The sequence below is a fragment of the Bacillus sp. BK450 genome (genome assembly GCF_004364885.1).
In the GTDB taxonomy this organism is placed as follows: domain Bacteria; phylum Bacillota; class Bacilli; order Bacillales; family Bacillaceae; genus Bacillus; species Bacillus safensis.
Window position 1 is genome coordinate 448,492 of record NZ_SOBQ01000002.1, and the last position, 25,774, is coordinate 474,265.

Below are 25,774 nucleotides of genomic sequence, written 5' to 3' on the forward strand. Positions count from 1 at the left end.
AAATAAAAGCTAATGAATGGCTGTTTTGAACTTACCGCCTTTTGTTTCATGCGTATCCATAATCGTGATAAATGCTTGGTCATCAATTTCAAATACAATAGATTTCAGCTTTGTAATTTCAAGCCTTGTGACAACGGCGTAGATGACATCTTTTTCTTCATCTGTATAGCCGCCTTTTCCTCTCAGCTTTGTCGTTCCCCTGCCGAGTCGATGCAGAATCGCATCTGAAATTTCATCATAATAGTCTGAGACGATAATGACAGCTTTTGTTTCATCAAGCCCTTGAATAACAGCATCAATTGTTTTCATTGCCAAATAATATGTCATGACAGAATACATAGCCTGCTCTGGTCCGAAAACAAAGCCAGCCCAAATAAAAATGAACACATTGACGATCATGACAAACTCACCGACGGAGAAAGGAATTTTTTTCGTCAGAAGAATTCCCAAGATCTCTGTTCCATCCATTGAACCTCCATTACGGATGACAAGTCCAACACCAAATCCAAGTAATAGTCCGCCAAATACAGTGGCTAAGATCGGCTGTGTTGTAAATGCCTCCACATGATGAAGTGAAGATTCAATCACGGCTAAGCTGACAATCCCAATCACAGTGGAAATCAGAAAGGTTTTCCCAATATGCTTGTATCCTGATATCATAAATGGAATATTTAAAATGACAACAATCGTCGCAAAATTAATAAACGGGTTATCTGTAAAGAGATAATCCAAAATAAGCGAAATGCCGATGATGCCCCCATCAATAATATTGTTTGGCACTAAAAATAATTCAATGCTGACTGCTGCACATGCAGCTCCTACTAGAATCAGAAAAATTCTCAAAATAAAATGAGGCACTGATTCCTTTCTATGCTGTTTACTATTTGCCATACGTTCTCCCTTCTACACAAGTTAAATTTTCAATGAACATTTTATCCACTTTACTATTTTATCATTTCACAGAATAAAATAAAATTTTTTGCACATTTTCCGTTTTCGCCCATACATTGTTACAGAGGGGAGGAATGGAATTGATTTTAATTCAAAAAATTGTCCTGCAGCGGCTCAATCAGATCACAGCAAATGATCTGTTAAGGTATGCGAAACAGTATGGCGTCAGTTTAACGTCTCATCAAGCTGCTGAGGTGGCCAAACTCATGAACGGGAAAAACATCAATATTTTTAATGACTCAGAGCGCAACCGGCTTCTTAAGCAAGTGGAAGCGATTACTTCTAAACAGACAGCACAGACTGTGAATGATTTGTTTAACCAGTTTACAAGTTAAGCAAAAAAGGGCCGCATTTAGCGGCACCTCAACATGTTGCATCCTTTTTTACTGACCCGTAATTTTATCTAGTAAGCCTTCATCAAATTGCTTTTCTTTCAGCATGGCAATTTCGAATTTGTAAGGTGGTTTTTTGTTCTTTTTATCTTCACCTACATAAGGCGTTTCTAGAATTTTCGGCACATCTTGAAGCTGCGGATGATGCACAATATAGCTCAGTGCATCGAAACCAATTTCACCAAAACCGATATTTTCATGTCGGTCTTTTCTTGCGCCTTGCACGTTTTTACTGTCATTAATATGAAGAACTTTGATTCGGTCAATACCAACAATTCGATCAAATTCTTCTAATACACCATCAAAGTCACTCACAATCGGATAACCAGCATCGTGCGTGTGACACGTATCAAAGCAGACAGAAAGAGCTTCGTTATGTGTCACTCCGTCGATAATTTGGGCAAGCTCTTCAAAGCTTCTTCCGCACTCTGATCCTTTTCCCGCCATTGTTTCAAGTGCAATTTGAACCTCTTGACCTTTCACAATGACTTCGTTTAAACCTTCAATGATTTTTTGAATCCCTGCCTCTGCCCCTGCTCCGACATGCGCACCCGGGTGGAGAACAATTTGTCTTGCTCCCAGCGCTTCCGTACGCTCAATCTCAGAGCGAAGGAAGTCTACGCCAAGCTCAAATGTCGCTGGATTCACTGTATTTCCAATATTGATAATATACGGAGCATGCACGACGATATCCGTCATGCCATGCTCTTTCATATGCGCTTGTCCTGCTTCAATATTGAGGTCTTCAATTTTTTTACGGCGCGTATTTTGCGGTGCACCTGTATAAATCATAAACGTATTCGAACCATAAGAGGCAGCTTCCTCACTCGCTGCAAGAAGCATATGTTTTCCGCTCATGGATACATGTGAACCAATCTTTAACAATGTTTCCCCCTACTTTCCATTACGCTTTGACTTTCTACGTTCCTGTCTTTTGATTTTATCCATCTCACGTGTCATTTTCTTTTTATATCCAGGTTTGACGGCTTTCGGTTTTCTCACAAGACGTTTTGCTTTTTCTTCAATTTCATTTGGGGCTTTTTTACGTCTTTGACGCTTCAGACGGTCATCTGCATCTCGCCATTCACCATGAACAATGGTTTTGTTTTCAAACACAACGCCCATTTTCTCAATTTGAATGAGTGCATCCTCATCAGCCAGCTCATAAATGGTCATGGCAATTCCAGATGAACCCGCACGAGCTGTTCTTCCAACGCGGTGCACATAAAAATCAAGATCAGATGGAAGTTCATAGTTAATCACGTGGCTGACGCCTTTAATGTCAATCCCGCGAGCTGCAAGATCAGATGCCACAATATAAGTGAACTCCAAATCTTCAATTTGTTTCATGACTTTTTTACGTTCGCGCGGCGTCAATCCGCCATGGAGCACACCGATTTTCATTCCTTTTTCTTGTAGGAACGATGCGATTTCATCAACAGTTGTTTTTGTATTGGCAAAAATGATCCCTAAATATGGCTGTACATTCGTCACCATTTCATGGAGCAATTTTAATTTATCACGCTGTTTAGACGGAACTAAAATATGCTGAATGTTTTCAGCTGTAATCCGTCTTGGTTCAACATGTGCATACTTTGGATTGTCCATATATTTTTTCAGGAAAGGCTTTAGTTTTTCTGGGATGGTTGCAGAGAACACAAGCATTTGCAGCTGTTCTGGCATTTGTGCACCGATACGGTCCACATCTTCTAAAAATCCCATATCCAACATTAAATCAGCTTCATCAATAACAAGAGAGGTCGCTTTGTAAACATTCAGCGCCTGCTCATGAATGAGGTCAGCAATACGTCCAGGTGTACCGACAACCAAATGCGGCTGGTTTTTTAGCTTTTGAATTGATTTCTGCTTGTCCGTTCCGCCAATGTAAAGCTTTGCTTTGATCTCTTTTTCTGGAGAAGCATTCTTTAAAATCGTTTGAGCTTCTTTGAAAATTTGATTGGCTAATTCTCTTGTAGGTGCAGTAATCACCACTTGTACCTGCTCTTTGCTTGGATCAATTGAATGAATCAGTGGCAGTAAGTAGGCATGAGTTTTTCCTGTTCCAGTTTGTGACTGGCCAATCACGCTTTCTCCTTTTAAAACAGCAGGGATGATTCTTTTTTGAATATCAGTCGGCTCATAAAAGCCTAGTTCATGAATAGCATCTATAATAAAAGGCTTTAATTCATATGTCGTAAATTTCGTTTCTTTCATGTTTTCACTCCTTAAGGCAATGCCTTTTTGCTCATCTCCTCATTATAGCTGATTTTCAGTAAAAAAACCATGTCCGCTTTTCCTACAGGAAACCAATTGGTGCTTCCTTGCATAACCTATGAAGAGAAAGAGAATGCAGTAAGGGAGGTACAAGTATGTTAGGGCAAAGGCCTATGGGCGATTTTCAGCCGCGCCGTCCCTCACGCCGGCACCTTGGAAATGGCGGACAGCCCGGAATATTTCAAAGAGGGCAGCAGCCTCCTATCCAACAGCCTTTTCAAAGGCAAGGCAATCCATTTCAGCAAATGATGCCTCGCTCCCCATCTGTACAGGGAGGCGGTTTACCCGGGATGGGCGGAATTCCAGGAGGTGAGAGCCGTGCACTAGGCGGCGGAGCAGGAATTAAAGGCATGCTCTCTAAATTTCTTCCTGGCGCAGGAGGAGCTGGAGTCTCTGGAGGTGGTGCGGGATTACAAGGAATCCAGAGCTTCACAAATCCTGCGACCCTCTCAAGCATGTTAGGAAATGTTCAAAAAGTGCTCGGGATGGCGCAGCAATTTACGCCAATGATTCAGCAATACGGTCCTTTAGTGAGAAATTTGCCGGCGATGATTAAACTGTACAGCCAGCTTGGCAGTGCGGATGATGATGAAGAAAGTGCAAAAGATGCTGATGCAGAATCAACGGAGACTAGCGCGGAAACAGAAGTGCACGAGGAAGAAGCACAAACTGACGAAATAGAAAAAAATAAAGAACCAGAAGACATCCTCGTCAAAAAAACAGCACCTCACACATCACCTGCTCCTGAAGCAAAACCGAAAAAAAGATCTGGCAGCTCTGTTCCAAAACTATATGTCTAGTGATCTTTTAACGGCGAAGTGTTCACTGCGTATAACAATCTTTGATATATACGCTTACTTTGGCTATAATGGAAGCAAGAGAATGATAAAAAGCCGTTTTTTACGGCTTTTTATATTGTTCTTCTCTAGCAGCACTTCCCTACAGGAGGACGAATAAATGAATGTAATTAAAATATCGCCGCGTGGCTATTGCTATGGCGTTGTAGATGCAATGGTCATTGCTAAAAATGCCGCACTTGATAAGAACTTGCCACGCCCAATTTATATATTAGGTATGATTGTGCACAACAAACATGTCACTGATGCCTTCGAAGAAGATGGCATTTACACACTGGACGGACCAAACCGCTTAGACATTTTAAAGCAGGTTGAAAGTGGAACAGTCATTTTCACAGCTCACGGCGTTTCTCCTGAGGTTCGTCAAATCGCAGAAGAAAAAGGCCTTGTCGCCATTGATGCGACCTGTCCCGATGTAACGAAAACACACGAACTCATTTCAGAGAAAACAGCCGATGGCTATGACATTATTTATATTGGGAAAAAGGGTCATCCTGAGCCAGAAGGAGCTGTCGGAGTAGCCCCTGACAAGGTACATCTTGTCGAAACAGAAGCTGACATTGAGGCACTCGATTTAACATCAGAAAAACTGCTCATCACGAACCAAACGACGATGTCTCAATGGGATGTCCACGACCTGATGGAGCTGATTAAAGAGAAATACCCTCACGTCGAGTATCATCAAGAAATTTGCCTTGCGACACAGGTGCGTCAGGAAGCTGTATCGCAGCAAGCTGGCCAAGCCGATTTAACCATTGTTGTCGGCGATCCAAAAAGTAATAACTCTAACCGTCTCGCACAAGTGTCAATGGAGATCGCCGGAACGCAGGCTTACCGTATTGGCGACTTAAGTGAACTCAAGCTGGAGTGGCTGCAGGGCGTCAAAACCGTTGCCGTTACTGCTGGTGCTTCAACACCAACACCTATTACAAAGGAAGTCATTCGTTTCTTAGAAAACTATGAACCAGATGATGAAACAACTTGGAAGATTGAACGAACCGTTCCTCTTTCTAAAATTTTACCTCGCGTCAAAACAAAGAAATAAAGAAACGTCAGAGCGGATATGCTCTGACGTTTTTTGTTTACATAAATTGAAATGGGTTTGTGTTTGATTCAGAAACAAAGAGCTGTACGTCATATTTTTTATCCGCACATAGCGATTGAAGCTTCGCCTTTACGCCCTCTTTCATAATCTTTTCAGCATAATGTCCTGGGTCCACAACGTTCAGCCCTAGCATCATGGCATCGTGCGCCACATGGAAATAAAGGTCTCCTGTCACATACACATCTGCACCCATTCTTTTCGCTTGATGGATATATTTATTTCCGTCTCCGCCAAGCACCGCCACTTTTTTCACAACAGCGTTTTGGTCTCCTACAAAACGAGCACCATTCACATCTAGCTTCGTTTTCACAAATTGTGTGAAATCTATCAGTGTCATTGGCTCATTTAGCTCTCCAATACGGCCAAGACCTTTTTGAATAGGAGGAAGGTCTGTCGTGTGTACACTATAGGCGACTTCTTCATAAGGATGTGCTTTGATCATTTCGCGAATCACTTGTTTTTCTATACTTGCTGGGAAAATGGTTTCAATCCGCACTTCTTTCACAAATTCTAATTGACCCGATTCACCAATAAACGGCTCAGCTTCTTCTGATGGCAAAAAGCTGCCTGTCCCTTCATTTGAAAACGCACAATGGCTGTAGTTGCCAATATGGCCGGCGCCCGCATTTCCTAAAGCTGTCCGGATGGCCTCTTCAAATTCCTCTGGGACATACAGAGCAAGCTGTTTGATTGGATCTTCGTATGTCGGCACTAACACTCTTGTTTCTTCAAGCTCTAAGGCCTCAGCAAGCAGGTCGTTGACTCCGCCATCAGCTACGTCTAAATTCGTATGTGCCACATATACCGCAATATCATGTTTGATGCATTTTTCAATGATCCGTCCAGCCGGCTGATCCGTCGCTACATGTTTTAATGGTCGAAAAATCGGCGGATGGTGAGCAATAATAAGATCCACTTTTCGCTCGATCGCCTCATCTACTACATTCTCTAATACATCCAAGGTGATCATCACATTGGTTACTTTTTTATTTAAAGTCCCAATCTGAAGACCAATTTTATCCCCTTCCATGGCGTATACCTTTGGTGAAAATTGTTCAAACAATTGGATGATTTCATGCCCATTTACTGTTTTAGCCAACAGTCAAAACCTCCTTTAGCATCTTTATTTTCTCATTCAGCTCTTCAAGGCGTTCTTTATTTTCTTCTGTCCGCGCCGCCTGCTGAATTTGACTTTCTATCTTCTCCATATGCTGAAGCTCTTGCATCCACTTGCGCTGGAAAACGTCATTTTGCTCTTTCGCAAGAAACGGACCAACCAGCATGCCTGCTTCAAGTGACATTCCTTTATAGGCTTTATCTTTATCGCCTTTTTCTGCGATGATGATTTCGTATATTTTGCCGTCCTCTTCTAAAATGACTTCATCTATCAATTCATACCCCTCTTGATAAAGCCATAAACGAATATGGTGGGCATGGATATTCGGCTGAAGAATGAGCCGCTCATGGCCGGCGAGCTTATGCCTTCCTTCATTTAGAATGCTTGCGATGAGTGCCCCGCCCATACCTGCAATCGTCACTGCATTCACTTCGCCTTTTTCAATGACTTCAAGGCCATTTCCTTTTCTGACCGATATCTGTTCATCTAATTCAAGTCTATGTACTTGCTGCTGCGCCGATTGAAGCGGTCCATCAGTAATTTCACCAGCAATGGCTTTCACTGCTTTTTGATGCAAAATCGCATAGCATGGCAAATAGGCATGGTCTGAGCCGATATCAGCGAATACTGCCTCATCTGGTAAAAAGTCCGCGACTTTTTTTAATCGTTTCGATAAATTCATTTCATTCATACGTATCACTACTTTTCTTTAATGTTCATACTTGTCTATCTTATATAAATTATGGACTTTTTAAAAGTCGTTTTCAAATGAAAAAAGCTCTTCTTTTGAAAAAGAGCTTTTTGTATAAGATTATTTAATTTTAGACACCCATTCCGCCATTTCATCGAGCTTTTCATTTGGAATCAGCCCGCCTGGCATCCCGTTGCCGCCTTCTTGAATTTTCTTCTTGATGTCAGCTACTTCAAGCTTGTCTCCAACACCTTTTAATGCAGGACCTGCGCCGCCTTCATAGTTTTCCCCGTGACAGCTTATGCAGTTCTGCTTATACAATTCTTCCGGCGTTGCATTTGCTGTCTCTTCTTGCTTTTGCTCTTTGCCCCCAGAGGCAATTTTTTCTTCATCTTTCAGCCCCTTCATTGATAAGAAAAAAGTGAGTCCAATACCTAAAATGGCAATCAATAAAAATGGTATAAGTGGATTCCGTTTCATTTCTTTCATCCTCCCCTTTGTGAAAACCCCTTTGAGACTATGCAAACAATTCTAATTCTACTTTAATTTTACAAAAAGTAAACGAATTATGATACAAAACTTTGGTCAAGTTCACAGATTAGACAAAAATGATTCTAGATGAGAAATGAAGCCTTCAGCACATTTAGATGTATTTTTTATACATCTTTTCTCTAAGAACGTTGCAAATTCATTTGTTATTCAGTAAAATATAATCAGATTGAAAAAAGCGTTTTCATTTTTGATAAGAAAGAACGGATCTCTTTCAAGATCCGTCCGGTTTCTACTCTAAGAAGTCTTTTAATCGTTTACTTCTGCTTGGGTGTCTTAATTTACGAAGAGCTTTCGCTTCAATTTGTCTGATACGCTCTCTTGTTACGCCGAACACCTTTCCAACCTCTTCTAACGTGCGAGTTCTTCCGTCGTCTAGTCCGAAACGTAGTCTTAGCACATTTTCTTCACGGTCCGTCAGCGTGTCTAATACATCTTCAAGCTGCTCTTTTAAGAGTTCGTACGCAGCGTGGTCAGATGGAGATGTCGCCTCTTGGTCTTCGATAAAATCACCAAGATGCGAGTCATCTTCTTCACCAATAGGTGTTTCTAAAGATACAGGCTCTTGCGCAATTTTAAGAATCTCTCTTACCTTTTCTGGAGTTAAATCCATGTCTTCAGCAATTTCCTCAGGCGTTGGTTCTCTGCCTAGGTCTTGCAGAAGCTGTCTTTGAACACGGATCAATTTATTAATCGTTTCCACCATATGAACCGGGATCCGGATTGTTCTCGCCTGATCGGCAATCGCACGTGTGATCGCCTGTCTAATCCACCAAGTCGCATATGTTGAGAATTTATATCCTTTGCGGTAATCAAACTTCTCAACCGCCTTCATCAGACCCATGTTTCCTTCTTGAATCAAGTCAAGGAACAGCATACCACGACCGACATAGCGTTTCGCAATGCTGACAACGAGACGAAGGTTCGCTTCCGCTAATCTTCTTTTTGATTCCTCATCGCCCTCTTCGATCTTTTGAGCATACGTAATTTCTTCTTTAGCAGATAACAAATTGACGCGTCCGATTTCTTTTAAGTACATACGAACAGGATCATTGATTTTGACACCTGGTGGTACGCTTAAATCATTCAGGTCAAATTCTTCTTCTGCTTTAGCCAGCTGCTGAACATTTGGGTCTTCTGTCTCTTCGTTTTCACTAATGAGCTCTACACCCTGTTCGCCTAAGTATTCATAGTATTCATCCATTTGGTCTGATTCAATTTCAAAGCTAGACATACGCTCTGCAATTTCTTCGTATGTTAAAACGCCCCGTTTTTTACCCGTTTCAGTGAGCTTATCTCTCACCTGTTCAAAGGTTAATTCAGTTTCGGTTTCGTGGGCTTGTTTATCAGCCATTATGGATCCCTCCTTCCAAAGCTTGCAACGAATTCTAAAGTAACTTGCGATTTACTTCCGCCCTGCTTTTCTCTCTCTATCAAACAGATGACGAAGCAAATAGGAAATAAAATAAATAATGATGAAGGCAAGATGCTTGCGGTCTTATGCTCCTCCCGTAAAGGATTCATTGCCAGCCGTAAGTCCTGTCATTAATAATAGACGTATTACTTCAGCGAACGGTTCAACTGAATAATTTCTTTTGCAAGTGTTGCCGCTTTGAAGAAATCTTTTTGCCTCTCCGCTTCTGCACGTTCTAGTTCTTTTTCCTTTATCATTGACAAATTCCGATGATTCAACACTTTTTTTACATAATCACTTAATTCAGCTTCACTGAGTTCGTCTCCGACTTGAATCATCAATATATCCGTCAACAGCTGATTCATGACATCATCTTCTATCCGGTTCATCAGGTGCTGCGGCGTTGGTTCTTTGCCTTCTTCATACAAGGCATAAATGTACGTTGCCAGCGCCCTGTGCGAATCTATATTAAATTCAATCCCGATTCTGTCAAGTACTTTGCGGATCACGTCATCGCTTTTTAACATATGAGCAAGCAGCATTCGCTCTGCATTTTCATATGCCGGCCGCAGACGCTTTCTTCTCACTTGTGTTGACAGATGTGCACGACGTTTTTCAAGCCCGTTTTCTTCCTGCGTGCTTTTGGTTTCTTGCCGCTGCTGTTTTTCAAACAGCTCCAGTTGTTCTTTTAATGAATCAAGTGAGATCGAAAACTCCCCAGCAAGCTGTTTCATGTAAATCTCTTGCTCCAAAGAGCCGTTTAACCGGCTGATTTCTCGGAGAACCTGCTTCATATAAGTAAGACGGTCTCCTTCGTCTGATAAGTTTTTTCCTCTTCGGAAAAAATTCATCTTAAACGTCATTAATGTCACACTTGCATCTATGATGTCATTCCTAAATTTCTCGCCGCCATATTTACGAATGTAATCATCTGGATCAAGTCCATCTGGTATCATGGCAACGCGAACTTTACATCCTCTTTTTCCAAGCAAATCTGATGCTTTCATGGTCGCTTCGTATCCGGCCGTATCAGAGTCATAGCAAAGGATGATCTCTTCTACGTTCCGCCTGAGAAGCTTTACGTGCTCTTCTGTAAGAGACGTACCCATTGTTGCAACACTTTCACCGACACCTGATGTAACAGCTGAGATGACGTCTGCAAATCCTTCAAAAAGAACCGCCCGTTCGCGTTTGCGAATATGCATACGTGCGTCATGAAAGTGATAAAGCAGCTTACTTTTATGAAAAAGCGGCGTTTCAGGACTATTCATATATTTAGGCTGCTGATCACCAAGCGATCTTCCGGAAAAAGCGATGACCGTTCCATGATGATCATGAATGGGAAACATGACACGATCTCTAAAGCGGTCAAAAAAGCCTGTGCCGTTTTCACGTTGAATCAAAAGACCAGCCTTCTCCATCATCACAGGATCAAATCCTCGTTTTTCTAAAAACTTGGTCACGAAATCCCAAGAATCAAGAGCATACCCGATCTCAAACTTGGCAATTGTTTCATCCGTAAAGCCCCTGGACCGTAAATAATCGAGTGCGTTTTGACCTTCCTTTGTATTTACCAGCAAATGGTGGTAAAATTTCTTAAGAAGCTCATGGGCCTCAATCATTTTATGATCTGCAGTGTCCTCTTGCTGAGAGGAACTCATCTGAGCATTCGCCACCTGATCAGGCAGATCAATATGGTACTTATCAGCCACATGTGAAACGGCTTCAATAAATGAGTAGCCTTCCATTTGTCTGAGGAACGAAAACACATTGCCTCCTGCACCACAGCCAAAACAATGGAAGATTTGCTTATCTGCTGAAACAGAGAATGAAGGAGTATTTTCACCATGGAATGGACAAAGACCGAAGTAATTTCGACCTTGCTTTCTAAGCTGTACGTATTCTCCAATCACTTCGACAATGTCTGCGTTTTTTTGGATCTGCTCCAAAAGTTCATCTGGTATACGTTTGCTCATCCTAATAACACTCCGTCGTACATTATTCGCCTTTTAATTTAAAAATCCTTCATGATTCGACAGGATTTTTTGTAGTTGCGCCATAAATCGCTTCTTATCCTCTTCTAAAAGCTTTTTGGGACCTTTTCCGTATACACCTTTTCTTCGCTGTTTGCTGGAAACATGCCTGCGTTCCAAATCAAAATCAATTGTTTCGTTTGTGTACATTCGTCCTCTTTCAGACAGAACAATGACCTGTCTCGGAAGCAGTAAGGAGGCAAGACCAATATCTTGGGTGACGACAATATCATGTGCGGCAGCTGAGTTTGCAATGACTAAATCCGCTGCTTCCTTATGTGTATCTACAAACCGCCAATCTTCTAGTGGAGATCTTTTGGTTTGAAAATGCTCATATGAAGCAATGAACGTCACTGGTACTTGAAATTGAGATGCGACAGAAAGGATTTCGTCTTTTACAGGACAAGCATCTGCATCGACATAAATCGTCCTCTCTTTTTTACGTTCATTCAGGTGACTAATTCTCCATCCCTCCACCTTATTCCTGCTTTAGAGAAGCAAAAAGACCATACTTTTCCCCTATAAAGCAATCAACAGTAAAACTCATTTTGTCGAAAAGTTATGTTCAGAATCACTTGACTTCTGCCAATATTAGTTTATTCGTTCTTGACTTAACTTAAACCTAAAATCAATCATTTTATCACAATTTTTTATTATAATACAAATGCAGCAAATATGCCATTGTTTTTGTTTACCCGTTTCCCACCATAGGAAAAACCCAGGAGGAGCATCCTGAGTTTATTCGGAACCTCTTTTGGTCAGCATTTGATGAATGACATTTGCCGTTTCCTCAACTGCTTTATTCGATACATCAACGACTTGACAGTTAATGCGGTCAACCACTTTTTCAAAATACTCTAGTTCCTCTTTAATCCGCTCAATGTTCGCATAAATAGCGCGATCATTTAAACCAAGAGATTTTAAACGCTCTTTGCGAATATGATTTAGTTTGTCTGGACTAATTTTCAAACCGATACATTTCTTCGGATCAACTGAAAATAACTCTTCTGGCGGATCAACTTCAGGTACAATTGGCACGTTCGCTACCTTCAGCCGTTTATGTGCCAAATATTGAGATAATGGTGTCTTAGACGTGCGCGATACACCAATGAGTACAATATCAGCCTTTAGAATACCTCTAGGGTCTCTGCCGTCATCGTATTTCACAGCGAACTCGATGGCTTCTACCTTTTTAAAATAGTCCTCATCTAATTGACGTACACGACCCGGCTCATGTTTCGCTTCATTTCCATATGCCGTCTCCATTTTATCAATGAGCGGACCGATGATGTCATAATAAACGACACCGTTTGCTTCTGCTTCCTCGATTAAGAATTGGCGCATTTCTGGCACAACAAGAGTAAAGCAGACGATCCCATTATCTGCTTTCGCCAGTGAAATGACTTCTTTAATCGTACCAACATCCTCTACATACGGGATTCTTCTAATATTTGAATGGTCTGATGAGCCGCCATCAAATTGGCTAAGTGCCGCTTTGACCACGAGCTCTGCCGTTTCTCCAACTGAATCTGATACCACAAAAATTACGCGATTACTCATAACATCCCCTCGCAGTCTTCTGTCATTAGATTATTTCGTTCTCCGATAAGCTGACAAGTATTTTCGTCATGTTTGTTTTCGTAATTCTTCCGACCACTTCAAAACCTTTATCCGTATCTTTTATCACAGGAAGTGCATCTATTTGCTTTTCAATCAAGTGCTTCGCCACATCCATAATGAAATCTTCCTTGCGGCAAACGGTGATGTTCGGCATTCTTGTCATAATAATATGGACAGGGATAGATGGAAGCTCCTGTTTCCCTATACTTGCACGAAGGAGGTCTTTTCTTGATAACACGCCTGTTAAAATAGAGTGATCGTCCACAACGAATAATGTGCCCACATCCTCTAAAAACATTGTACAAATCGCATCATAAACCGAAACATTCTCATGTATCACCACTGGAATGGATTGAAAGTCTTTCACTTGAAGTTTTTTCAGCTTATCTGCGAGAAGCTGCGTGCCTGTTTTTCCTGTGAAAAAGTAGCCGACCCTTGGTCTTGCTTCTAAAAAGCCTGACATTGTTAAAATGGCTAAATCCGGTCTGAGGGTCGCCCTTGTTAAGTTCAGCCGATCGGCGATATGCTCTCCAGTGATCGGACCATTCTCTTTGACAATCTGTAAAATCTGCTCTTGCCGTTTATTTAACTCGATTGTACTCACCACCTTTAAATAGAGAGAGCGAAATCTTTATTTTATGTATATCATTTTCATAACTCATCATATTATAGCGCATCTTTGTCCGAATGAAACAAAAATCCACTCAAAAACCGTGAATTAAATGAGTAAAAAACGATTGCCCTTCGGAAAAGGCAACCGTTCTTAGGTATTTATTTTACAATTAAATTGTTCATATTCGCAAATGATTGAATGACTTTGGCTAGTTTGACCATTTGTGCCAAACGATTTCGCTTCAGTTTTTCATCATCCGCATGAACCATTGTATGATCGAAATAATGAACAATCGGTGTTTTTAACGTATCCAGCGCCTCAAGAGCCAAGCTGTATTGTCCTGCTGCTACATGTTCCTTTACAGCTTTCTCTACTTGCTGATACGCCTCAAACAGCTTTTGCTCATGTTCATTTTCAAACAGTTCAGGCTGAATCTCTGCGTCTTCCCCTTTTTTACTGATTGAAATGACGCGACCCAATGCTTCAGCCGTTTCTTTGAAGCTTTCTTGTTTCACACTCTCTTCAAGAACAGCTGCTTTTTTGACGACTGCATATGGCTCAATATTTTCAACATCCAGCACTGCATCAACAACATCATGGCGGATATGCTCTGCTTGAAGAACATATTTTAAACGATGCGTTAAAAATTCAATCAGAGCAGCTTCATGTTCTGCCTTTACTTGAGCAAGTGCTAACAGCTCTTTAAATGAAATATTCCAATGACGGTCGAGCAGGATTTGAACGATACCGCTCGCTTGTCTTCTAAGTCCATAAGGGTCTTGAGAACCCGTTGGGATCACATCAATTGAGAAGAATGAACAAATAGAATCAAGCTTATCTGCTACTGCCACAATCGCACCAATCAAAGTGGATGGCGCCTCGTCACCAGCAAAGCGCGGCATATAGTGCTCGTTGATGCTTCTTGCTACTTCTTCATGTTCACCAAGAGCTCTTGCATATTTCTCACCCATGATTCCTTGTAATTCTGGGAATTCATAGACCATTTGAGTCACAAGGTCAAACTTCGAAATACTTGCTGCTCTCGCCACACGTTTAGTGGTTTCGTCATCTGCTCCGACATGCACCGCTAGACGAGTTGCAATGTCTGTCACTCTCTTCAGCTTGTCGCCGATTGTTCCAAGTTTCTCATGGAATACCACTTTATCAAGCTTTTTAATATTGTCTTCAATCACTAGTTTTTCGTCTTCTTTATAGAAGAATGCAGCATCTGATAAACGCGCACGAAGTACTTTTTCATTCCCTCTTGCGACATTTTCCAGCGCCTCACTGTTTCCATTTCTGACTGTAATAAAGTGCGGCAATAATTCCCCTTGCTCATTTTTCACAGGGAAGTAGCGCTGATGCTCTTTCATTGTCGTCACCAATACTTCTTCCGGTAATGCAAGAAACTCTTCTTCAAAGGAACCAGACAGCACAGTTGGATATTCTACAAGGTCGTTCACTTCTTCTAAAAGTTCAGGATCAACAGGAATGACCCAGCCTTTTTCTGTAGATAGCGCATCTAGCTGTTCAGTAATGATTTGTTTTCTTTTCTCTGAGTCTGCAATCACAAATTGATCGCGCAATGTTTGTTCATAGGAAGCGGGTGTGTCAATGCTGGCTGTCGTTCCAAGAAAACGGTGTCCTCTAGTCTCACGACCGCTTTTCACCCCAGCAATTTCAACAGGTACAATCTCTTTTCCAAATAAACAAACAATCCATTTAATCGGGCGGATATAACGTAAATCCTCGCTTCCCCATCTCATGTTCTTTGGAAAGCTTAATGAAGCAGCGATTTCACCTAACGCTGGCAGAAGGTCTTTGACTTGCTTTCCTTCTTGAAATTTTTGGACATGGACATAATCCACTCCTTTAATCTCTTTGAAATAGAGATCATCTGTTGAAGCACCTTGTCCTCTGGCAAAGCCCTCAGCTGCTTTTGTCCAATTGCCTTCAGCATCTTGGGCAATTTTTTTAGCCGGGCCTTTTGCTTCTTCTTTGATGTCTTCTTGTTTTTCTGCGACACCTTTCACAAGTACAGCAAGACGTCTAGGTGAGTTAAATAAAGCAGTTTCTTCGAATGAAATATTTTGCGTTTCAAACCATGCTTTTACTTTCTCACCTAGCTGTTTTGTGCTCTCTGGCATGAAACGAGCCGGCATCTCTTCTAAGCCGATTTCAAGTAATACATCTTGTTTATTCATGAGAAGCCGCCTCCTCTTTTAGCATAGGGAATCCCAGTTTTTCGCGTTCTTCATAATAGGTTTTGGCTACTTTTCTTGCTAACTGACGCACTCTTCCGATATAACCAGTTCGCTCAGTCACAGAAATAGCACCCTTTGCATCGAGCAGGTTAAACGTATGAGAGCATTTGAGGACATAATCGTATGCCGGGTGAACAAGCCCTTTGTCCATTTGGCTATGTGCTTCTTTCTCATAGGTTGTAAATAGCTCGAACAGCATGTCAGTATTAGATGTTTCAAATGTATAAACAGAGTGCTCGTATTCAGCCATTAAGAATAAATCTCTGACCGTAAATCCGTCTGTCCATTCAAGATCGAAGACATTTTCTTTGTCCTGGATGTAAGAAGCAAGACGTTCAATACCGTATGTGATTTCAACAGAAACGGGCTTACATTCTAAGCCGCCGACTTGTTGGAAATAAGTGAACTGCGTAATTTCCATCCCATCAAGCCATACTTCCCAGCCAAGTCCTGCACAGCCAAGAGATGGATTTTCCCAGTTGTCTTCCACAAAACGAATATCATGTTTCAGCGGGTCAATGCCAAGTGCCTTCAATGATTCAAGATATAGCTCTTGAATATTGTCAGGTGATGGCTTAATGATCACTTGAAATTGGTGATGCTGATACAATCTATTTGGGTTTTCTCCATATCTGCCATCAGCCGGGCGTCTTGAAGGCTCTACATATGCTACCTTCCACGGCTCTGGGCCAATGCTTCTGAGGAACGTGTATGGACTCATCGTTCCGGCACCTTTTTCTGTGTCATACGCCTGCATTAATACGCAGCCTTCGTTTGACCAATGCTTTTGCAGCGTCAAAATCATGTCTTGAATATTCAATGATCGCACCTCCATCTTTTCTAGACCAACCGCTATGTATGGCGGGTGGGATTAGAACCTTGTAAGAGAACACAAAAACTCCCGTCTCTATGCTCGCAAGGTTCTTGCAAACATAGGGACGAGAGTTTTTTTCCCGCGGTTCCACCCTATTTGCTGGTGTCTTAGCACCCAGCCGCTTTGTTTTACGTTGCTCAAGAATGCCTTTCGTTACGCCTCCATCCTTAGCTCACACCGCCCTAAGGTCGCTTTTATGGATTTTACGTAAGTACTTCTTTCTGTCAATGCAACATATTTTATCTTAGATGATCTTACAAAAAGTCATGGGAGATGTCAACTTTTGTTTTCGTCACCCATTAGCTTTTTCATGGATTCCATCTGATTCATGAATTTTTTTGATTTTAAATAGAGGCCGGAATATTCGTCATAGTAGTGATCAAGCACTTGACGAATTTCTTGTTTCGTCTGCTGTTTCACATCAACCTGACCAAGCCTTGATAAATCAAAATAATGAAACAAACGGAGCAGCCTTGCAGCTGCGGGGGATAAGGGCAGTTTATATGGATCTTTCGAAAAACAATTTTGGCAAATGAAGCCGTTATCTCTTATCGAGAAATGGAACTGCCCTTCTTTTTGACCACAGTGGACACATTGATCAAGTTCAGGCTTCATCCCCATCACTGATAACATTTTGACCTCTACGATAAATAAAATAATATCAGCATCTGTGCCTTCGTTGAGATGACGCAGAGATTGAAGCAGAAGCTCAAACAAATAAGGGTTTGGCTTTTTTTCTTCTGTCCCTTTATCCATTAATTCCGTCATATATGCGGCATATGCGGTCAGAAATAAGTCTTCCCGAATGGCCCGCATACTTTCAATCATTTCGCCTTGCTGGAGCGTTCCAAGTCCTGTTGATGATTGGATGAGAAAGGTGCCGTATAAAAACGGCTGGCTTATGGCTGACAGGCGGCTGTTTGATTTTTTAGCGCCTCTGGCCATCACGCCAATTTTTCCATGTTCTCTAGTGAGCAGCGTGACAATTTTGTTTGTTTCGCCATAATCTGTTGTTCTAAGGACGATTCCTTCACTTTTAATGAGCATTTGTCTACACTCCGAGCGCTGGAGGGGGTCAAGAATTATAAGATTGGAAAATCAAATCGTGCTATTTCTTCTTCAAGTACATCGGGTCTTTCCAGGTTCTCCTTTTCTAACTCTTTGAAAAGCAGATACGTGTCAACGCTTCCTGTTTGTGAAAATACGTTCCATGTAAAATTCAACATAAAAACCCCACCTTTCTTTATTAGAAGCAGCAACGCTACATCCAACATATTAATTTTATCTTGACCAGGCTACCTCCATTTCATGATAAACAATTTTTACTAATCGAACCGCACCATTGTCAGAATTGCTGACAAATGCAGCGATTTTTTAATATTCGTCTTCTCTAAATCCGAAGTCACGCAGGTGAGTGGATTTATTACGCCAGTCCTTCTGAACTTTGACCCAAAGCTCTAAATACACTTTTGAGCCTAGAAGTGCTTCAATATCTCTGCGCGCTTTTTGTCCCACTTCTTTTAACAAGCTGCCTCGTTTACCAATGACGATCCCTTTTTGCGAATCTCGTTCTACGACAATGGTCGCCGCGACATGGATCTTGCCATTTTCATCTGGCTTAATCGATTCAATCGCAACCGCAATACTATGCGGAATCTCTTCTCTCGTTAAATGCAGCACTTTTTCACGAATTAATTCAGAAATAATAAACCGTTCTGGATGATCTGTTACTTGATCTGCCGGATAAAATTGAGGGCCCTCTGGAAGATAACCTTCAATCTGCTGAAGAAGCGTGTCGATATTGTTTCCTTCAAGAGCTGAAATGGGCACAATTTCCTTGAATGGATAACGTGTGCGGTATTCATCAATTAAAAGGAACAGTTCATCTGGATGAATTTGGTCAATTTTATTGACGACTAGGAACACCGGTGTAGATGTTTGCTTTAGTCGTTCAATGATGAATTCATCCCCTTTGCCATAGCCTTCCTGTGCGTTGATCATAAACAAGATCAGGTCGACTTCCTTCAGTGTATTTTGAGCCACCCTCATCATAAAATCACCAAGCTTATGCTTAGGTTTATGAATCCCCGGTGTATCGATAAAGATCGTTTGTGATGTGTTTGTTGTCAGAACACCTTGCACTTTGTTTCTCGTCGTTTGGGGCTTATCGCTCATGATGGCGATCTTTTGTCCAATGACACGATTAAGAAAAGTTGATTTCCCTACATTTGGTCTTCCAATAATTGATACAAATCCTGATTTGAAGCTTTCGTTAGTCATTTAAATCCTCCGGTGAAAATGCGCCTGGCAATAGTTCGTTTACTGTTGTTTCGTATATATGTCCTTTTAAGTTCGTTAGAATCACTGGCATATCAGGTGCACATAGCTCTGAAATGACCTGTCTGCATGCGCCGCACGGCGAAACAGGCCGGTCTGTATCAGCCACCACTGCTAACATTTGAAAAGATGTAATGCCTTCTGAATAGGCTTTAAAAAGTGCTGTTCTTTCCGCACAATTACACATACCATATGCTGCATTTTCAATGTTGCAGCCGCCATACACTTTTCCATCATTCGACAGTAATGCTGCACCGACTTTGAATTTAGAATAGGGTACATATGCAAAATCTCTTGCTTTGATTGCTTCTGAAATCAACTCTTGTTTGTTCATTCCTAGTTCCCACTTTCAGAAGAAATGGTACCACTGTCACATTTATATTTTACATAATTCACGTGACATTTTCACGCCCATTTCTAAAAATGTTAATAAATAGTAATATTGTTCTATTGCATGATCTTCGGTAAGAAGATGATCAACCCAATCATAACCGAAATCGCGGCGTAAACGCAAACAGCGCCTGCCGCAGCGTCCTTCGCTCTCTCTGCAAGCGGGTGTCTTTCTTCTGTCATCAGATCCACTGTATGTTCAATGGCTGTATTGACAAGTTCAAGCGCAAACATCCCCCCGCAAAGAAGAAGAACGATCAGCCATTCAAATGGGTCAATGCGGAACCAAAAGCCGCAGATCACCACGATGATGGCTGCGACTGTGTGAAATCGAAAATTCCGTTCATTCAAGAAAGTTCGCCATATTCCTCTAAATGCATAGTAAAAACTCCGAAAAAAACGGGCGAGCGGCCTTCTTTTCTTACGATGATCTCGAAAGGCCATAATCATCCAAAATTTTTGTCTGTTTGGCGAACATTTCTTTTTCATCTTCCTCTGTCATATGATCGTACCCGAGCAAATGGAGGAAGCCATGAATCGTTAAGAATCCAAGCTCTCTCATAAAGGAATGTCCATATTCCTCTGCCTGCTCTTTCGTTCGATCCACACTAATGATAATGTCACCAAGTACAGGCGGGATATCATCCGCTCCTATGATTTCAATCTCCCCTTCTCCTTCTTCCTCAAGTGCAAAGGAGATCACATCCGTTGGTGCGTCTTTTCCGCGGTATTCTTTATTGATTTGATGAATCTCTTCATTCGAAACGATCGTCACTGACACTTCCGCTTGCTCCTTGACCTCAAGTTCGTCTGCAGCAAACTGAAGAAACTTTTCCACTTCTTCAAGCTGCTCTTTCGATACTTGTCCTGTTTCATCTATTAAATCGATTAACAATGTCATTTACTTCACCTTCTGCTTCGGGGCATCTGGATATTCAATCCGAGAATGGAAAATCCCCTTTAATGTTGTACAAATCGTTTGGCTGATAATATTTAATTCTTTAAATGTGAGGTCACATTCACTAAATTGCCCGTCCTGCATTTTATCTGAAATAATGCCTTTGACAAGCTTTTCAATCCGCTCTGGATTTGGATTATGCATGGAACGAACCGCCGCTTCAACGCTGTCAGCCACAGAAATAATCGCTGCTTCTTTTGACTGCGGCTTTGGACCAGGGTAACGGAATTCTTCTTCTGTCACCTGATCATCACGCTCTTTCGCCTTATAGTAAAAGAACTTTAAAAGAGACTTCCCGTGATGCTGTTCGGCAATGTCGACAAGTTCTTCAGGAAACTTCTTTTCTCTCAGCATATCAGCGCCATCTGTCGTATGGGCAATAATAATATTTTTACTCAGCTGAGGAGAAAGCTTGTCATGCGGATTATCAATGTTCATTTGGTTTTCGATAAAGTATTGCGGTCTTTTCGTTTTCCCAATGTCATGATAATAAGCGCCGACCCTTGCTAAAAGACCATTTGCGCCGACTGCTTCACATGCGGCATCCGCTAAATTCGCCACCATGACACTATGATGATATGTACCTGGTGTCTCGGTTAAAATCTTTTTGAGCAGCGGATGATTTGGATTGGATAATTCAATCAGTTTCATTGTGGAAAGAATACCAAACATGCTCTCAAAAACAGGCATTAACCCAATGACCAAGATAGATGATGCAAACCCTGACACAATCGCCATCATGAGGTTCACACCAATTTCAAGCCCTGATGGTGAAGAGTTTTGGATCAGTGTAATAGATAAAACTACAAGTACATTCACCAAAGCCACCAAAAGCCCGGCCTGCAATATTTTTGATCTTGCATTATGTTTTCTTAAAAATAAAATACCAGCCATCCCGCTCACAAGATAATAAGCGCAGATCACATAGTTAAAGACGCCGGTTACTCCTTGATTAAACATCATACTGCCGCAAAGAGCAAATACAAGACCGGAGAAGATCGCTAACCGCTCATTAATGAGCAGCTTGATCAGCATCGTGCCAAGTGCCACTGGCACGACATAGCCTATCGTCGTATACTTCGTTTCCTGGAAGAGGCTGAACACTTCCATGATAATTAATATAATCGTGAAAATAAGCGAGTAAAGCAGTAATGACTTATTCTTATGGACAAGCGATTTTTTCCTCGATTCAAGGGAATGAATAATCGCTGCTAAGAAAAGTCCAATTAATATGAGAAGACCACTTACAGGCTTAAATAAATTTGAGCTGTTTAACAGACCCGTCAGTTCTAATTTGCGATAAACTTCCCGGTCGATGAGCTCTCCTTCTTCAACTAAGATTTGCCCCTGCTTAATTTGCACAGGCTGAATATTGTCAGCCGCTTCCTGTCTTTTCTTTTCTGTTGCCACTGGGTCAAATACATAGTTTGGAATGATCGCAAATTCACCGATTTCTGTCGCTGCATTTAAGTATTTTGATGGAATTGAATTGTTTTTAAGCTCTGTTTTGACTTGTTTTTTCTCATCTTGTAATTTCGCTGCTGTGATTTCTTTACTCATCAGTGAATTCACCACTGTGATGATGGAATCCTTAGTAAATGAGAGATTTTCATCACTTGCCTGGAGCAGTGCTTTGATGGATTGATCCGAAACAGCCTCCTGCATATCTGTTGTGAGCTTTTCTTTGACACGCTTGACCATTTCTTGATCTGATGGCGCGTTCTCTTTATCATCAGCTGCTTTCTTCTCTTCTTTAATGGCTTCAAAGAGGGATGAGATGAGGTCTACGCGATTATCAGAATACGCTTTTTTGAGCGTATATTGATCTTCTACCTGATCTGTTGCTTCTTGTTTCTTTTCTTCTGTCGCTTCTTGATCATCAACGGTTGACGGAGAATAGATGGTCTGTTCGCTCACTGAAAATAAATCTAAGTCGAGCGATTCAGGCTTTACATGGAAGAAGAGCACCACGAATAAAATGGCTGCTAAACCAGCGTACAGCAAAACATTTAAATAACGTGAGCGCTCCATTTTCTGAGGTTCTTTTTTAGACAGCATTCTTTTGCGCTTACTGCCTTTTTGATTCTTTCTCAAGGAAAGTACCTCCTTTTTTACTTTAAACCACGATCGAAACAAAATGACCCGATGAAGACGATCGGGTCACTCAGTTCATTTTTGCTTTTCGTATGCGCCAATGATCTTCGCCACAAGCGGGTGTCTGACCACATCTGTCTGGTCTAATTCAATAAATGAGATGCCCTTGATCTCTGCAAGCATGTCCTTTGCAGCCGCAAGACCTGACTGCATGCCCTTTGGCAGATCGATCTGTGTAATATCTCCTGTAATGACCATTTTAGAGCCAAACCCAAGTCTCGTCAAAAACATTTTCATTTGGGCAGGTGTTGTATTCTGCGCTTCATCTAAAATCACAAATGCATCATCAAGCGTCCGGCCTCTCATATAGGCAAGGGGCGCTATTTCAATCACGCCGCGCTCGATTAAACGTTCCGTATGATCACTGCCAAGCACATCATGCAGGGCATCATATAGTGGTCTTAAATAAGGATCTACTTTTTCCTTTAGATCACCTGGTAAAAAACCAAGACTCTCTCCTGCTTCAACAGCTGGTCTTGTCAGGATAATCCGTTTTACATGTCCATTTTTCAGTGAATGGACCGCATTGACAACTGCCAAATACGTCTTCCCTGTACCAGCGGGTCCAATTCCAAAGACCAGGTCATCTTTTTTCATCGCCGCAGCATATTCCCGCTGGCCGATTGTTTTCACCCTGATCGATTTTCCTTTGGCATTTTTCGTAATTTCATCTTCATACATATTTTCAAAATAATTCAGCTTGTTTTTTTGCGCCATTTTAATGGCATAAACGACATCCCGTTCAGATATCTCGATTCCTTTACGGATGAGATGTAAAAGAGATGTGATCAAACGGCTTACTGTATCTCTTGATGCTTCCTCACCAGAAACATACACTTTTTCTCCACGCGTAATAATGGAGACGTTCAGCTCGTTTTCCATTAGTTTCAGATAAGCATCTTGATTGCCAAATAAAGCAATCGCTTCGTTTGGGCTATCCAATTTTTGTTGAATCTCAAGTAAATGTTCTGTCATTCTCTAGTCTCCCTGAACAATAGGTGTTGGTTGAACAATATCTTCTATTACTTGGTAAAGGATGATTAACTTAACTTTACCATTCCCTGTTGTCTCGTGCAAAACTTTTTCACTTTTCACCTCTCCTGTTTGACCTAGCTTCTCTTCTAATTCTTTTTTACCCATTTTAATCCCTGCTTGAACCGCTTCTTTATTTGTGTATTCTCGATTTATTTTCTCACTTTCGCGTGTGATTTCCTTTTCATAAGAGAACGGGAGCTGCATGTTTAAGAAATGAAGCGGATGAACTTCTGTTTCTGTTTTTGGCTGCTTAAAATCATCCTTTTTAAAAGAAAAGCCCCAAAATGGCAGTGAGCCTCCAAATGCGGAGAGCTTGTGCTTTGTCTTCATTTTACCCGTAAAGACGTCAAAAGATGTTCGAAGAGGGACAGAAACTTCAGACCGATACCACGTTTCACCATAGATTTTCGCTTTGGCTCCTACCGTTTTTTGCTGATCTTCGCTGCCAATAAGTCCAGAGACAAGCATCTGTCCTTTCTTTACATGTTCATCAACCGCGGCGAGCGGCTCTCCTTTTTCTACATACATTCTCGTGATGACAGCCTTTTTCTTGGCAACGATATGCTGAGGACTCGTGTATTTTTCTTTTTCGGGTTCATTTTTTTCCACAACTTTCATTTGAAAGGTTGTGCCGTTTAGTTCTACACCGACCCATGTGATGCTTGGAATATTGGTTGTCAGGGATTTTTGAATTTTTTCAGGTGTTCCCATTAGAAACTGAAAACGTCCTTTTTGCACCCCGATGTCGTCTAAATGCTTTCTCATTTGATGTTCAGTTTCTGGATTGGCTCCTTTAATATCAATTTTCCATACCATGTTTGAAAGCGCCAATATCGTCACTAGAAAGCATACAATCCCAAGGGTAAATCCGATATTCTTCCTTGACCATAGGAGTAGAAATGGAAAGCCCTTTTTTTGATGAAATGAACATGTCACGTCATGATGTCTACGTACCTTTCTGAAGGCATGTACATCTGATAAGCGAATAAATAAGCGCACGCTGTCTTGACGGCGGCTCACTTGAAACATTGTGATCCCCTGCCTCGTGCACTCATTAATAAGCCGCTCAATGCCATTTCCTTTGATCTCCACTTCCACTCTGCCAATAAAATAGGCGAACCATTTATTCTTCACGCTTCTCCCCTCCGTCAGTTAAGAATCAATATAACGGACCTCATCGATTTTCCCTTCCAATAAAATCTCTTCTGGCAAAATCGTTTTAATCACAAAATCTTTCCCTGAAATAATGCATTGTCCCTGTTTGAGCATCAGCCTTACCTCTTGATCACTGAAAAGCAAAAGCCCTTTATGGTTCTCTATGTAAATGTGGAGTCTGCCAACCATCGTAATACGGGGAAGATCCATCATCACGTCTGGAGGGATTTCAAGTGTTCTTGTCAGCCATGCTTTAAGTCGATTTTTTCTTTTTCCCATTCAATAAGAACCCCTTCCCACCTCATGTGTATGAGATCAAACTGAAAGATGGTGAGACTGATGAGAAAGCCTCTGTATCATCCTATTCCTCAGGGGTTCATATCATGCTAATGAATCCCGTAAAATAGCCTTTTAAGGATTTTCCTTAAGTAAAATCGTCCTCAGGCAAAAAAAGCCCCCTTTATGAAAAAGGGGGCTTTCTTCTTTATCTTTTATATGGCCGTTTCATCGTTCTGTGCGGCTTTTTCGCGCGCGGCTCTCCAAATACTTCTCCAAGGATCATTCCTTGAACAATTGTATCTTGGTTCACCTTCTCAATGAATTTTGGCCTCATTTCAGCAGATGCAGCCTTTGGCCTTGTCAGCTCTCTTTCAAGCGATTGGAACTCTTTGTTCAGCTCGTTTTTTCTTTCTTCCATTTCGGCAAGTGTAGCCGTATAGCGATCTTGTAAGGACTGAGAAATTTTTTTCTTCATCCCGCCATGATCATGTACATCGCCGAAATCGTCCAGCTGATCAGTCACGACTGGATCTGGACTTGTTTGCTTTTGGGGCACCTGCTTACGCTGAGGAGCGGGCTTCTTTTGCTGATTCTGCTCTTCGTTCTCCTCTTGTTTACCGATCTTCCCAAAGACGGCAGAGATGATACCGATGATAATCGCAATTAGTAGCGGATTTTCAAATAGAATGTCCAATGGGCTCCCTCCTTAAAG

General features: G+C 41.5%; 27 protein-coding genes and 1 other annotated feature. Of the genes, 3 read left to right on the forward strand and 24 right to left on the reverse strand.

Features of this window, described 5'->3' with window-relative positions:
- Positions 1-9 precede the first annotated feature (9 nt).
- Entirely contained in the window at positions 10-891 is an 882-nt protein-coding gene (locus tag EV579_RS07510; protein ID WP_024427967.1) for a YitT family protein, read from the reverse strand.
- A 140-nt stretch (positions 892-1,031) separates the two neighbouring features.
- Here EV579_RS07510 and EV579_RS07515 point away from each other — a divergent pair, with 140 nt between their 5' ends.
- Positions 1,032-1,286, forward strand: coding sequence for a DUF2624 domain-containing protein (locus tag EV579_RS07515; protein WP_024423008.1), 255 nt, complete (start codon positions 1,032-1,034; stop codon positions 1,284-1,286).
- Positions 1,287-1,334: 48 nt separating this feature from the next.
- Here the strand turns inward: EV579_RS07515 and EV579_RS07520 are convergent, their stop codons facing one another.
- Positions 1,335-2,228, reverse strand: a complete 894-nt coding sequence (locus EV579_RS07520) for a deoxyribonuclease IV (protein ID WP_024427965.1) — start codon at positions 2,226-2,228, stop codon at positions 1,335-1,337.
- Positions 2,229-2,237: 9 nt separating this feature from the next.
- A complete protein-coding gene (locus EV579_RS07525; protein WP_133744209.1) occupies positions 2,238-3,557 on the reverse strand; it encodes a DEAD/DEAH box helicase in 1,320 nt (439 codons plus the stop codon).
- A 155-nt stretch (positions 3,558-3,712) separates the two neighbouring features.
- Here EV579_RS07525 and vrrA point away from each other — a divergent pair, with 155 nt between their 5' ends.
- The gene (gene vrrA / locus EV579_RS07530; RefSeq protein WP_133744210.1) at positions 3,713-4,417 is read left to right on the forward strand and encodes a VrrA/YqfQ family protein; all 705 of its coding nucleotides are present in this window, start codon (positions 3,713-3,715) and stop codon (positions 4,415-4,417) included.
- Between the two features lie 157 nt (positions 4,418-4,574).
- On the forward strand, positions 4,575-5,519 hold the full coding sequence (locus tag EV579_RS07535; protein ID WP_024423011.1) for a 4-hydroxy-3-methylbut-2-enyl diphosphate reductase: 945 nt from the start codon (positions 4,575-4,577) through the stop codon (positions 5,517-5,519).
- 37 nt (positions 5,520-5,556) lie between these two features.
- Here EV579_RS07535 and EV579_RS07540 read toward each other — a convergent pair whose 3' ends face one another.
- From EV579_RS07540 to EV579_RS07640, 21 genes are all read right to left on the reverse strand, one after another.
- Positions 5,557-6,678, reverse strand: coding sequence for a Nif3-like dinuclear metal center hexameric protein (locus tag EV579_RS07540; RefSeq protein WP_133744211.1), 1,122 nt, complete (start codon positions 6,676-6,678; stop codon positions 5,557-5,559).
- Positions 6,671-7,387 carry a tRNA (adenine(22)-N(1))-methyltransferase gene (locus EV579_RS07545; protein ID WP_133744212.1) on the reverse strand — a complete coding sequence of 239 codons (717 nt, stop codon included), beginning with the start codon at positions 7,385-7,387 and terminating at the stop codon, positions 6,671-6,673. The genes EV579_RS07540 and EV579_RS07545 overlap by 8 nt, the downstream gene beginning before the upstream one ends.
- A 120-nt stretch (positions 7,388-7,507) precedes the next feature.
- Positions 7,508-7,867 carry a cytochrome c550 gene (cccA, locus tag EV579_RS07550; protein WP_024423014.1) on the reverse strand — a complete coding sequence of 120 codons (360 nt, stop codon included), beginning with the start codon at positions 7,865-7,867 and terminating at the stop codon, positions 7,508-7,510.
- 301 nt (positions 7,868-8,168) lie between these two features.
- Complete coding sequence (gene rpoD / locus EV579_RS07555) at positions 8,169-9,290, reverse strand: RNA polymerase sigma factor RpoD (RefSeq protein WP_008342392.1); 1,122 nt, start codon at positions 9,288-9,290, stop codon at positions 8,169-8,171.
- Positions 9,291-9,496: 206 nt separating this feature from the next.
- Positions 9,497-11,326, reverse strand: coding sequence for a DNA primase (gene dnaG, locus EV579_RS07560; protein ID WP_024423015.1), 1,830 nt, complete (start codon positions 11,324-11,326; stop codon positions 9,497-9,499).
- 33 nt (positions 11,327-11,359) lie between these two features.
- Positions 11,360-11,860, reverse strand: coding sequence for a YaiI/YqxD family protein (locus EV579_RS07565; protein ID WP_024423016.1), 501 nt, complete (start codon positions 11,858-11,860; stop codon positions 11,360-11,362).
- A 261-nt stretch (positions 11,861-12,121) separates the two neighbouring features.
- Entirely contained in the window at positions 12,122-12,943 is an 822-nt protein-coding gene (locus EV579_RS07570) for a pyruvate, water dikinase regulatory protein (protein ID WP_008342399.1), read from the reverse strand.
- 25 nt (positions 12,944-12,968) lie between these two features.
- Positions 12,969-13,607, reverse strand: a complete 639-nt coding sequence (gene ccpN / locus EV579_RS07575; protein WP_024423017.1) for a transcriptional regulator CcpN — start codon at positions 13,605-13,607, stop codon at positions 12,969-12,971.
- 167 nt (positions 13,608-13,774) lie between these two features.
- On the reverse strand, positions 13,775-15,820 hold the full coding sequence (glyS, locus tag EV579_RS07580; protein WP_133744213.1) for a glycine--tRNA ligase subunit beta: 2,046 nt from the start codon (positions 15,818-15,820) through the stop codon (positions 13,775-13,777).
- Positions 15,813-16,700, reverse strand: coding sequence for a glycine--tRNA ligase subunit alpha (gene glyQ / locus EV579_RS07585; RefSeq protein ID WP_012010611.1), 888 nt, complete (start codon positions 16,698-16,700; stop codon positions 15,813-15,815). The genes glyS and glyQ overlap by 8 nt, the downstream gene beginning before the upstream one ends.
- Positions 16,701-16,811: 111 nt before the next feature.
- Positions 16,812-16,991, reverse strand: a binding site (T-box leader).
- 39 nt (positions 16,992-17,030) lie between these two features.
- Positions 17,031-17,801 (reverse strand): DNA repair protein RecO, encoded by a 771-nt coding sequence (gene recO / locus EV579_RS07590; protein WP_024423019.1) that lies wholly within the window; start codon positions 17,799-17,801, stop codon positions 17,031-17,033.
- Between the two features lie 35 nt (positions 17,802-17,836).
- Complete coding sequence (locus EV579_RS07595; protein WP_003217288.1) at positions 17,837-17,980, reverse strand: YqzL family protein; 144 nt, start codon at positions 17,978-17,980, stop codon at positions 17,837-17,839.
- A 148-nt stretch (positions 17,981-18,128) separates the two neighbouring features.
- The gene (gene era / locus EV579_RS07600; protein ID WP_007501305.1) at positions 18,129-19,034 is read right to left on the reverse strand and encodes a GTPase Era; all 906 of its coding nucleotides are present in this window, start codon (positions 19,032-19,034) and stop codon (positions 18,129-18,131) included.
- A complete protein-coding gene (locus EV579_RS07605; protein WP_008356263.1) occupies positions 19,027-19,425 on the reverse strand; it encodes a cytidine deaminase in 399 nt (132 codons plus the stop codon). Before EV579_RS07605 ends, era begins: the two co-directional genes overlap by 8 nt.
- 113 nt (positions 19,426-19,538) lie before the next feature.
- Positions 19,539-19,925 carry a diacylglycerol kinase family protein gene (locus EV579_RS07610; protein ID WP_024423020.1) on the reverse strand — a complete coding sequence of 129 codons (387 nt, stop codon included), beginning with the start codon at positions 19,923-19,925 and terminating at the stop codon, positions 19,539-19,541.
- Entirely contained in the window at positions 19,903-20,382 is a 480-nt protein-coding gene (gene ybeY, locus EV579_RS07615) for an rRNA maturation RNase YbeY (RefSeq protein WP_133744214.1), read from the reverse strand. The genes EV579_RS07610 and ybeY overlap by 23 nt, the downstream gene beginning before the upstream one ends.
- The gene (locus EV579_RS07620; RefSeq protein ID WP_370880885.1) at positions 20,383-22,494 is read right to left on the reverse strand and encodes an HD family phosphohydrolase; all 2,112 of its coding nucleotides are present in this window, start codon (positions 22,492-22,494) and stop codon (positions 20,383-20,385) included.
- A 114-nt stretch (positions 22,495-22,608) separates the two neighbouring features.
- Positions 22,609-23,568 (reverse strand): PhoH family protein, encoded by a 960-nt coding sequence (locus EV579_RS07625; RefSeq protein WP_024423023.1) that lies wholly within the window; start codon positions 23,566-23,568, stop codon positions 22,609-22,611.
- 3 nt (positions 23,569-23,571) lie between these two features.
- Positions 23,572-24,762, reverse strand: coding sequence for a sporulation protein YqfD (gene yqfD / locus EV579_RS07630; protein ID WP_024427959.1), 1,191 nt, complete (start codon positions 24,760-24,762; stop codon positions 23,572-23,574).
- An 18-nt stretch (positions 24,763-24,780) separates the two neighbouring features.
- Positions 24,781-25,062, reverse strand: coding sequence for a sporulation protein YqfC (yqfC, locus tag EV579_RS07635; RefSeq protein ID WP_012010618.1), 282 nt, complete (start codon positions 25,060-25,062; stop codon positions 24,781-24,783).
- Between the two features lie 205 nt (positions 25,063-25,267).
- A complete protein-coding gene (locus tag EV579_RS07640) occupies positions 25,268-25,756 on the reverse strand; it encodes a hypothetical protein (protein WP_122631104.1) in 489 nt (162 codons plus the stop codon).
- Positions 25,757-25,774 lie beyond the last annotated feature (18 nt).

What these genes read in the sequence shown, in the direction of transcription:
- EV579_RS07510 (WP_024427967.1), bottom strand. Translation starts at nt 891, where the DNA reads ATGGCAAATAGTAAACAGCATAGAAAGGAATCAGTGCCTCATTTTATT.
- EV579_RS07525 (WP_133744209.1), bottom strand. Translation starts at nt 3,557, where the DNA reads ATGAAAGAAACGAAATTTACGACATATGAATTAAAGCCTTTTATTATA.
- vrrA (WP_133744210.1), top strand. Translation starts at nt 3,713, where the DNA reads ATGTTAGGGCAAAGGCCTATGGGCGATTTTCAGCCGCGCCGTCCCTCA.
- EV579_RS07535 (WP_024423011.1), top strand. Translation starts at nt 4,575, where the DNA reads ATGAATGTAATTAAAATATCGCCGCGTGGCTATTGCTATGGCGTTGTA.
- EV579_RS07545 (WP_133744212.1), bottom strand. Translation starts at nt 7,387, where the DNA reads ATGAATGAAATGAATTTATCGAAACGATTAAAAAAAGTCGCGGACTTT.
- cccA (WP_024423014.1), bottom strand. Translation starts at nt 7,867, where the DNA reads ATGAAACGGAATCCACTTATACCATTTTTATTGATTGCCATTTTAGGT.
- rpoD (WP_008342392.1), bottom strand. Translation starts at nt 9,290, where the DNA reads ATGGCTGATAAACAAGCCCACGAAACCGAAACTGAATTAACCTTTGAA.
- dnaG (WP_024423015.1), bottom strand. Translation starts at nt 11,326, where the DNA reads ATGAGCAAACGTATACCAGATGAACTTTTGGAGCAGATCCAAAAAAAC.
- EV579_RS07570 (WP_008342399.1), bottom strand. Translation starts at nt 12,943, where the DNA reads ATGAGTAATCGCGTAATTTTTGTGGTATCAGATTCAGTTGGAGAAACG.
- glyS (WP_133744213.1), bottom strand. Translation starts at nt 15,820, where the DNA reads ATGAATAAACAAGATGTATTACTTGAAATCGGCTTAGAAGAGATGCCG.
- recO (WP_024423019.1), bottom strand. Translation starts at nt 17,801, where the DNA reads ATGCTCATTAAAAGTGAAGGAATCGTCCTTAGAACAACAGATTATGGC.
- EV579_RS07595 (WP_003217288.1), bottom strand. Translation starts at nt 17,980, where the DNA reads ATGTTGAATTTTACATGGAACGTATTTTCACAAACAGGAAGCGTTGAC.
- era (WP_007501305.1), bottom strand. Translation starts at nt 19,034, where the DNA reads ATGACTAACGAAAGCTTCAAATCAGGATTTGTATCAATTATTGGAAGA.
- EV579_RS07605 (WP_008356263.1), bottom strand. Translation starts at nt 19,425, where the DNA reads ATGAACAAACAAGAGTTGATTTCAGAAGCAATCAAAGCAAGAGATTTT.
- EV579_RS07610 (WP_024423020.1), bottom strand. Translation starts at nt 19,925, where the DNA reads ATGGCCTTTCGAGATCATCGTAAGAAAAGAAGGCCGCTCGCCCGTTTT.
- ybeY (WP_133744214.1), bottom strand. Translation starts at nt 20,382, where the DNA reads ATGACATTGTTAATCGATTTAATAGATGAAACAGGACAAGTATCGAAA.
- EV579_RS07625 (WP_024423023.1), bottom strand. Translation starts at nt 23,568, where the DNA reads ATGACAGAACATTTACTTGAGATTCAACAAAAATTGGATAGCCCAAAC.
- yqfC (WP_012010618.1), bottom strand. Translation starts at nt 25,062, where the DNA reads ATGGGAAAAAGAAAAAATCGACTTAAAGCATGGCTGACAAGAACACTT.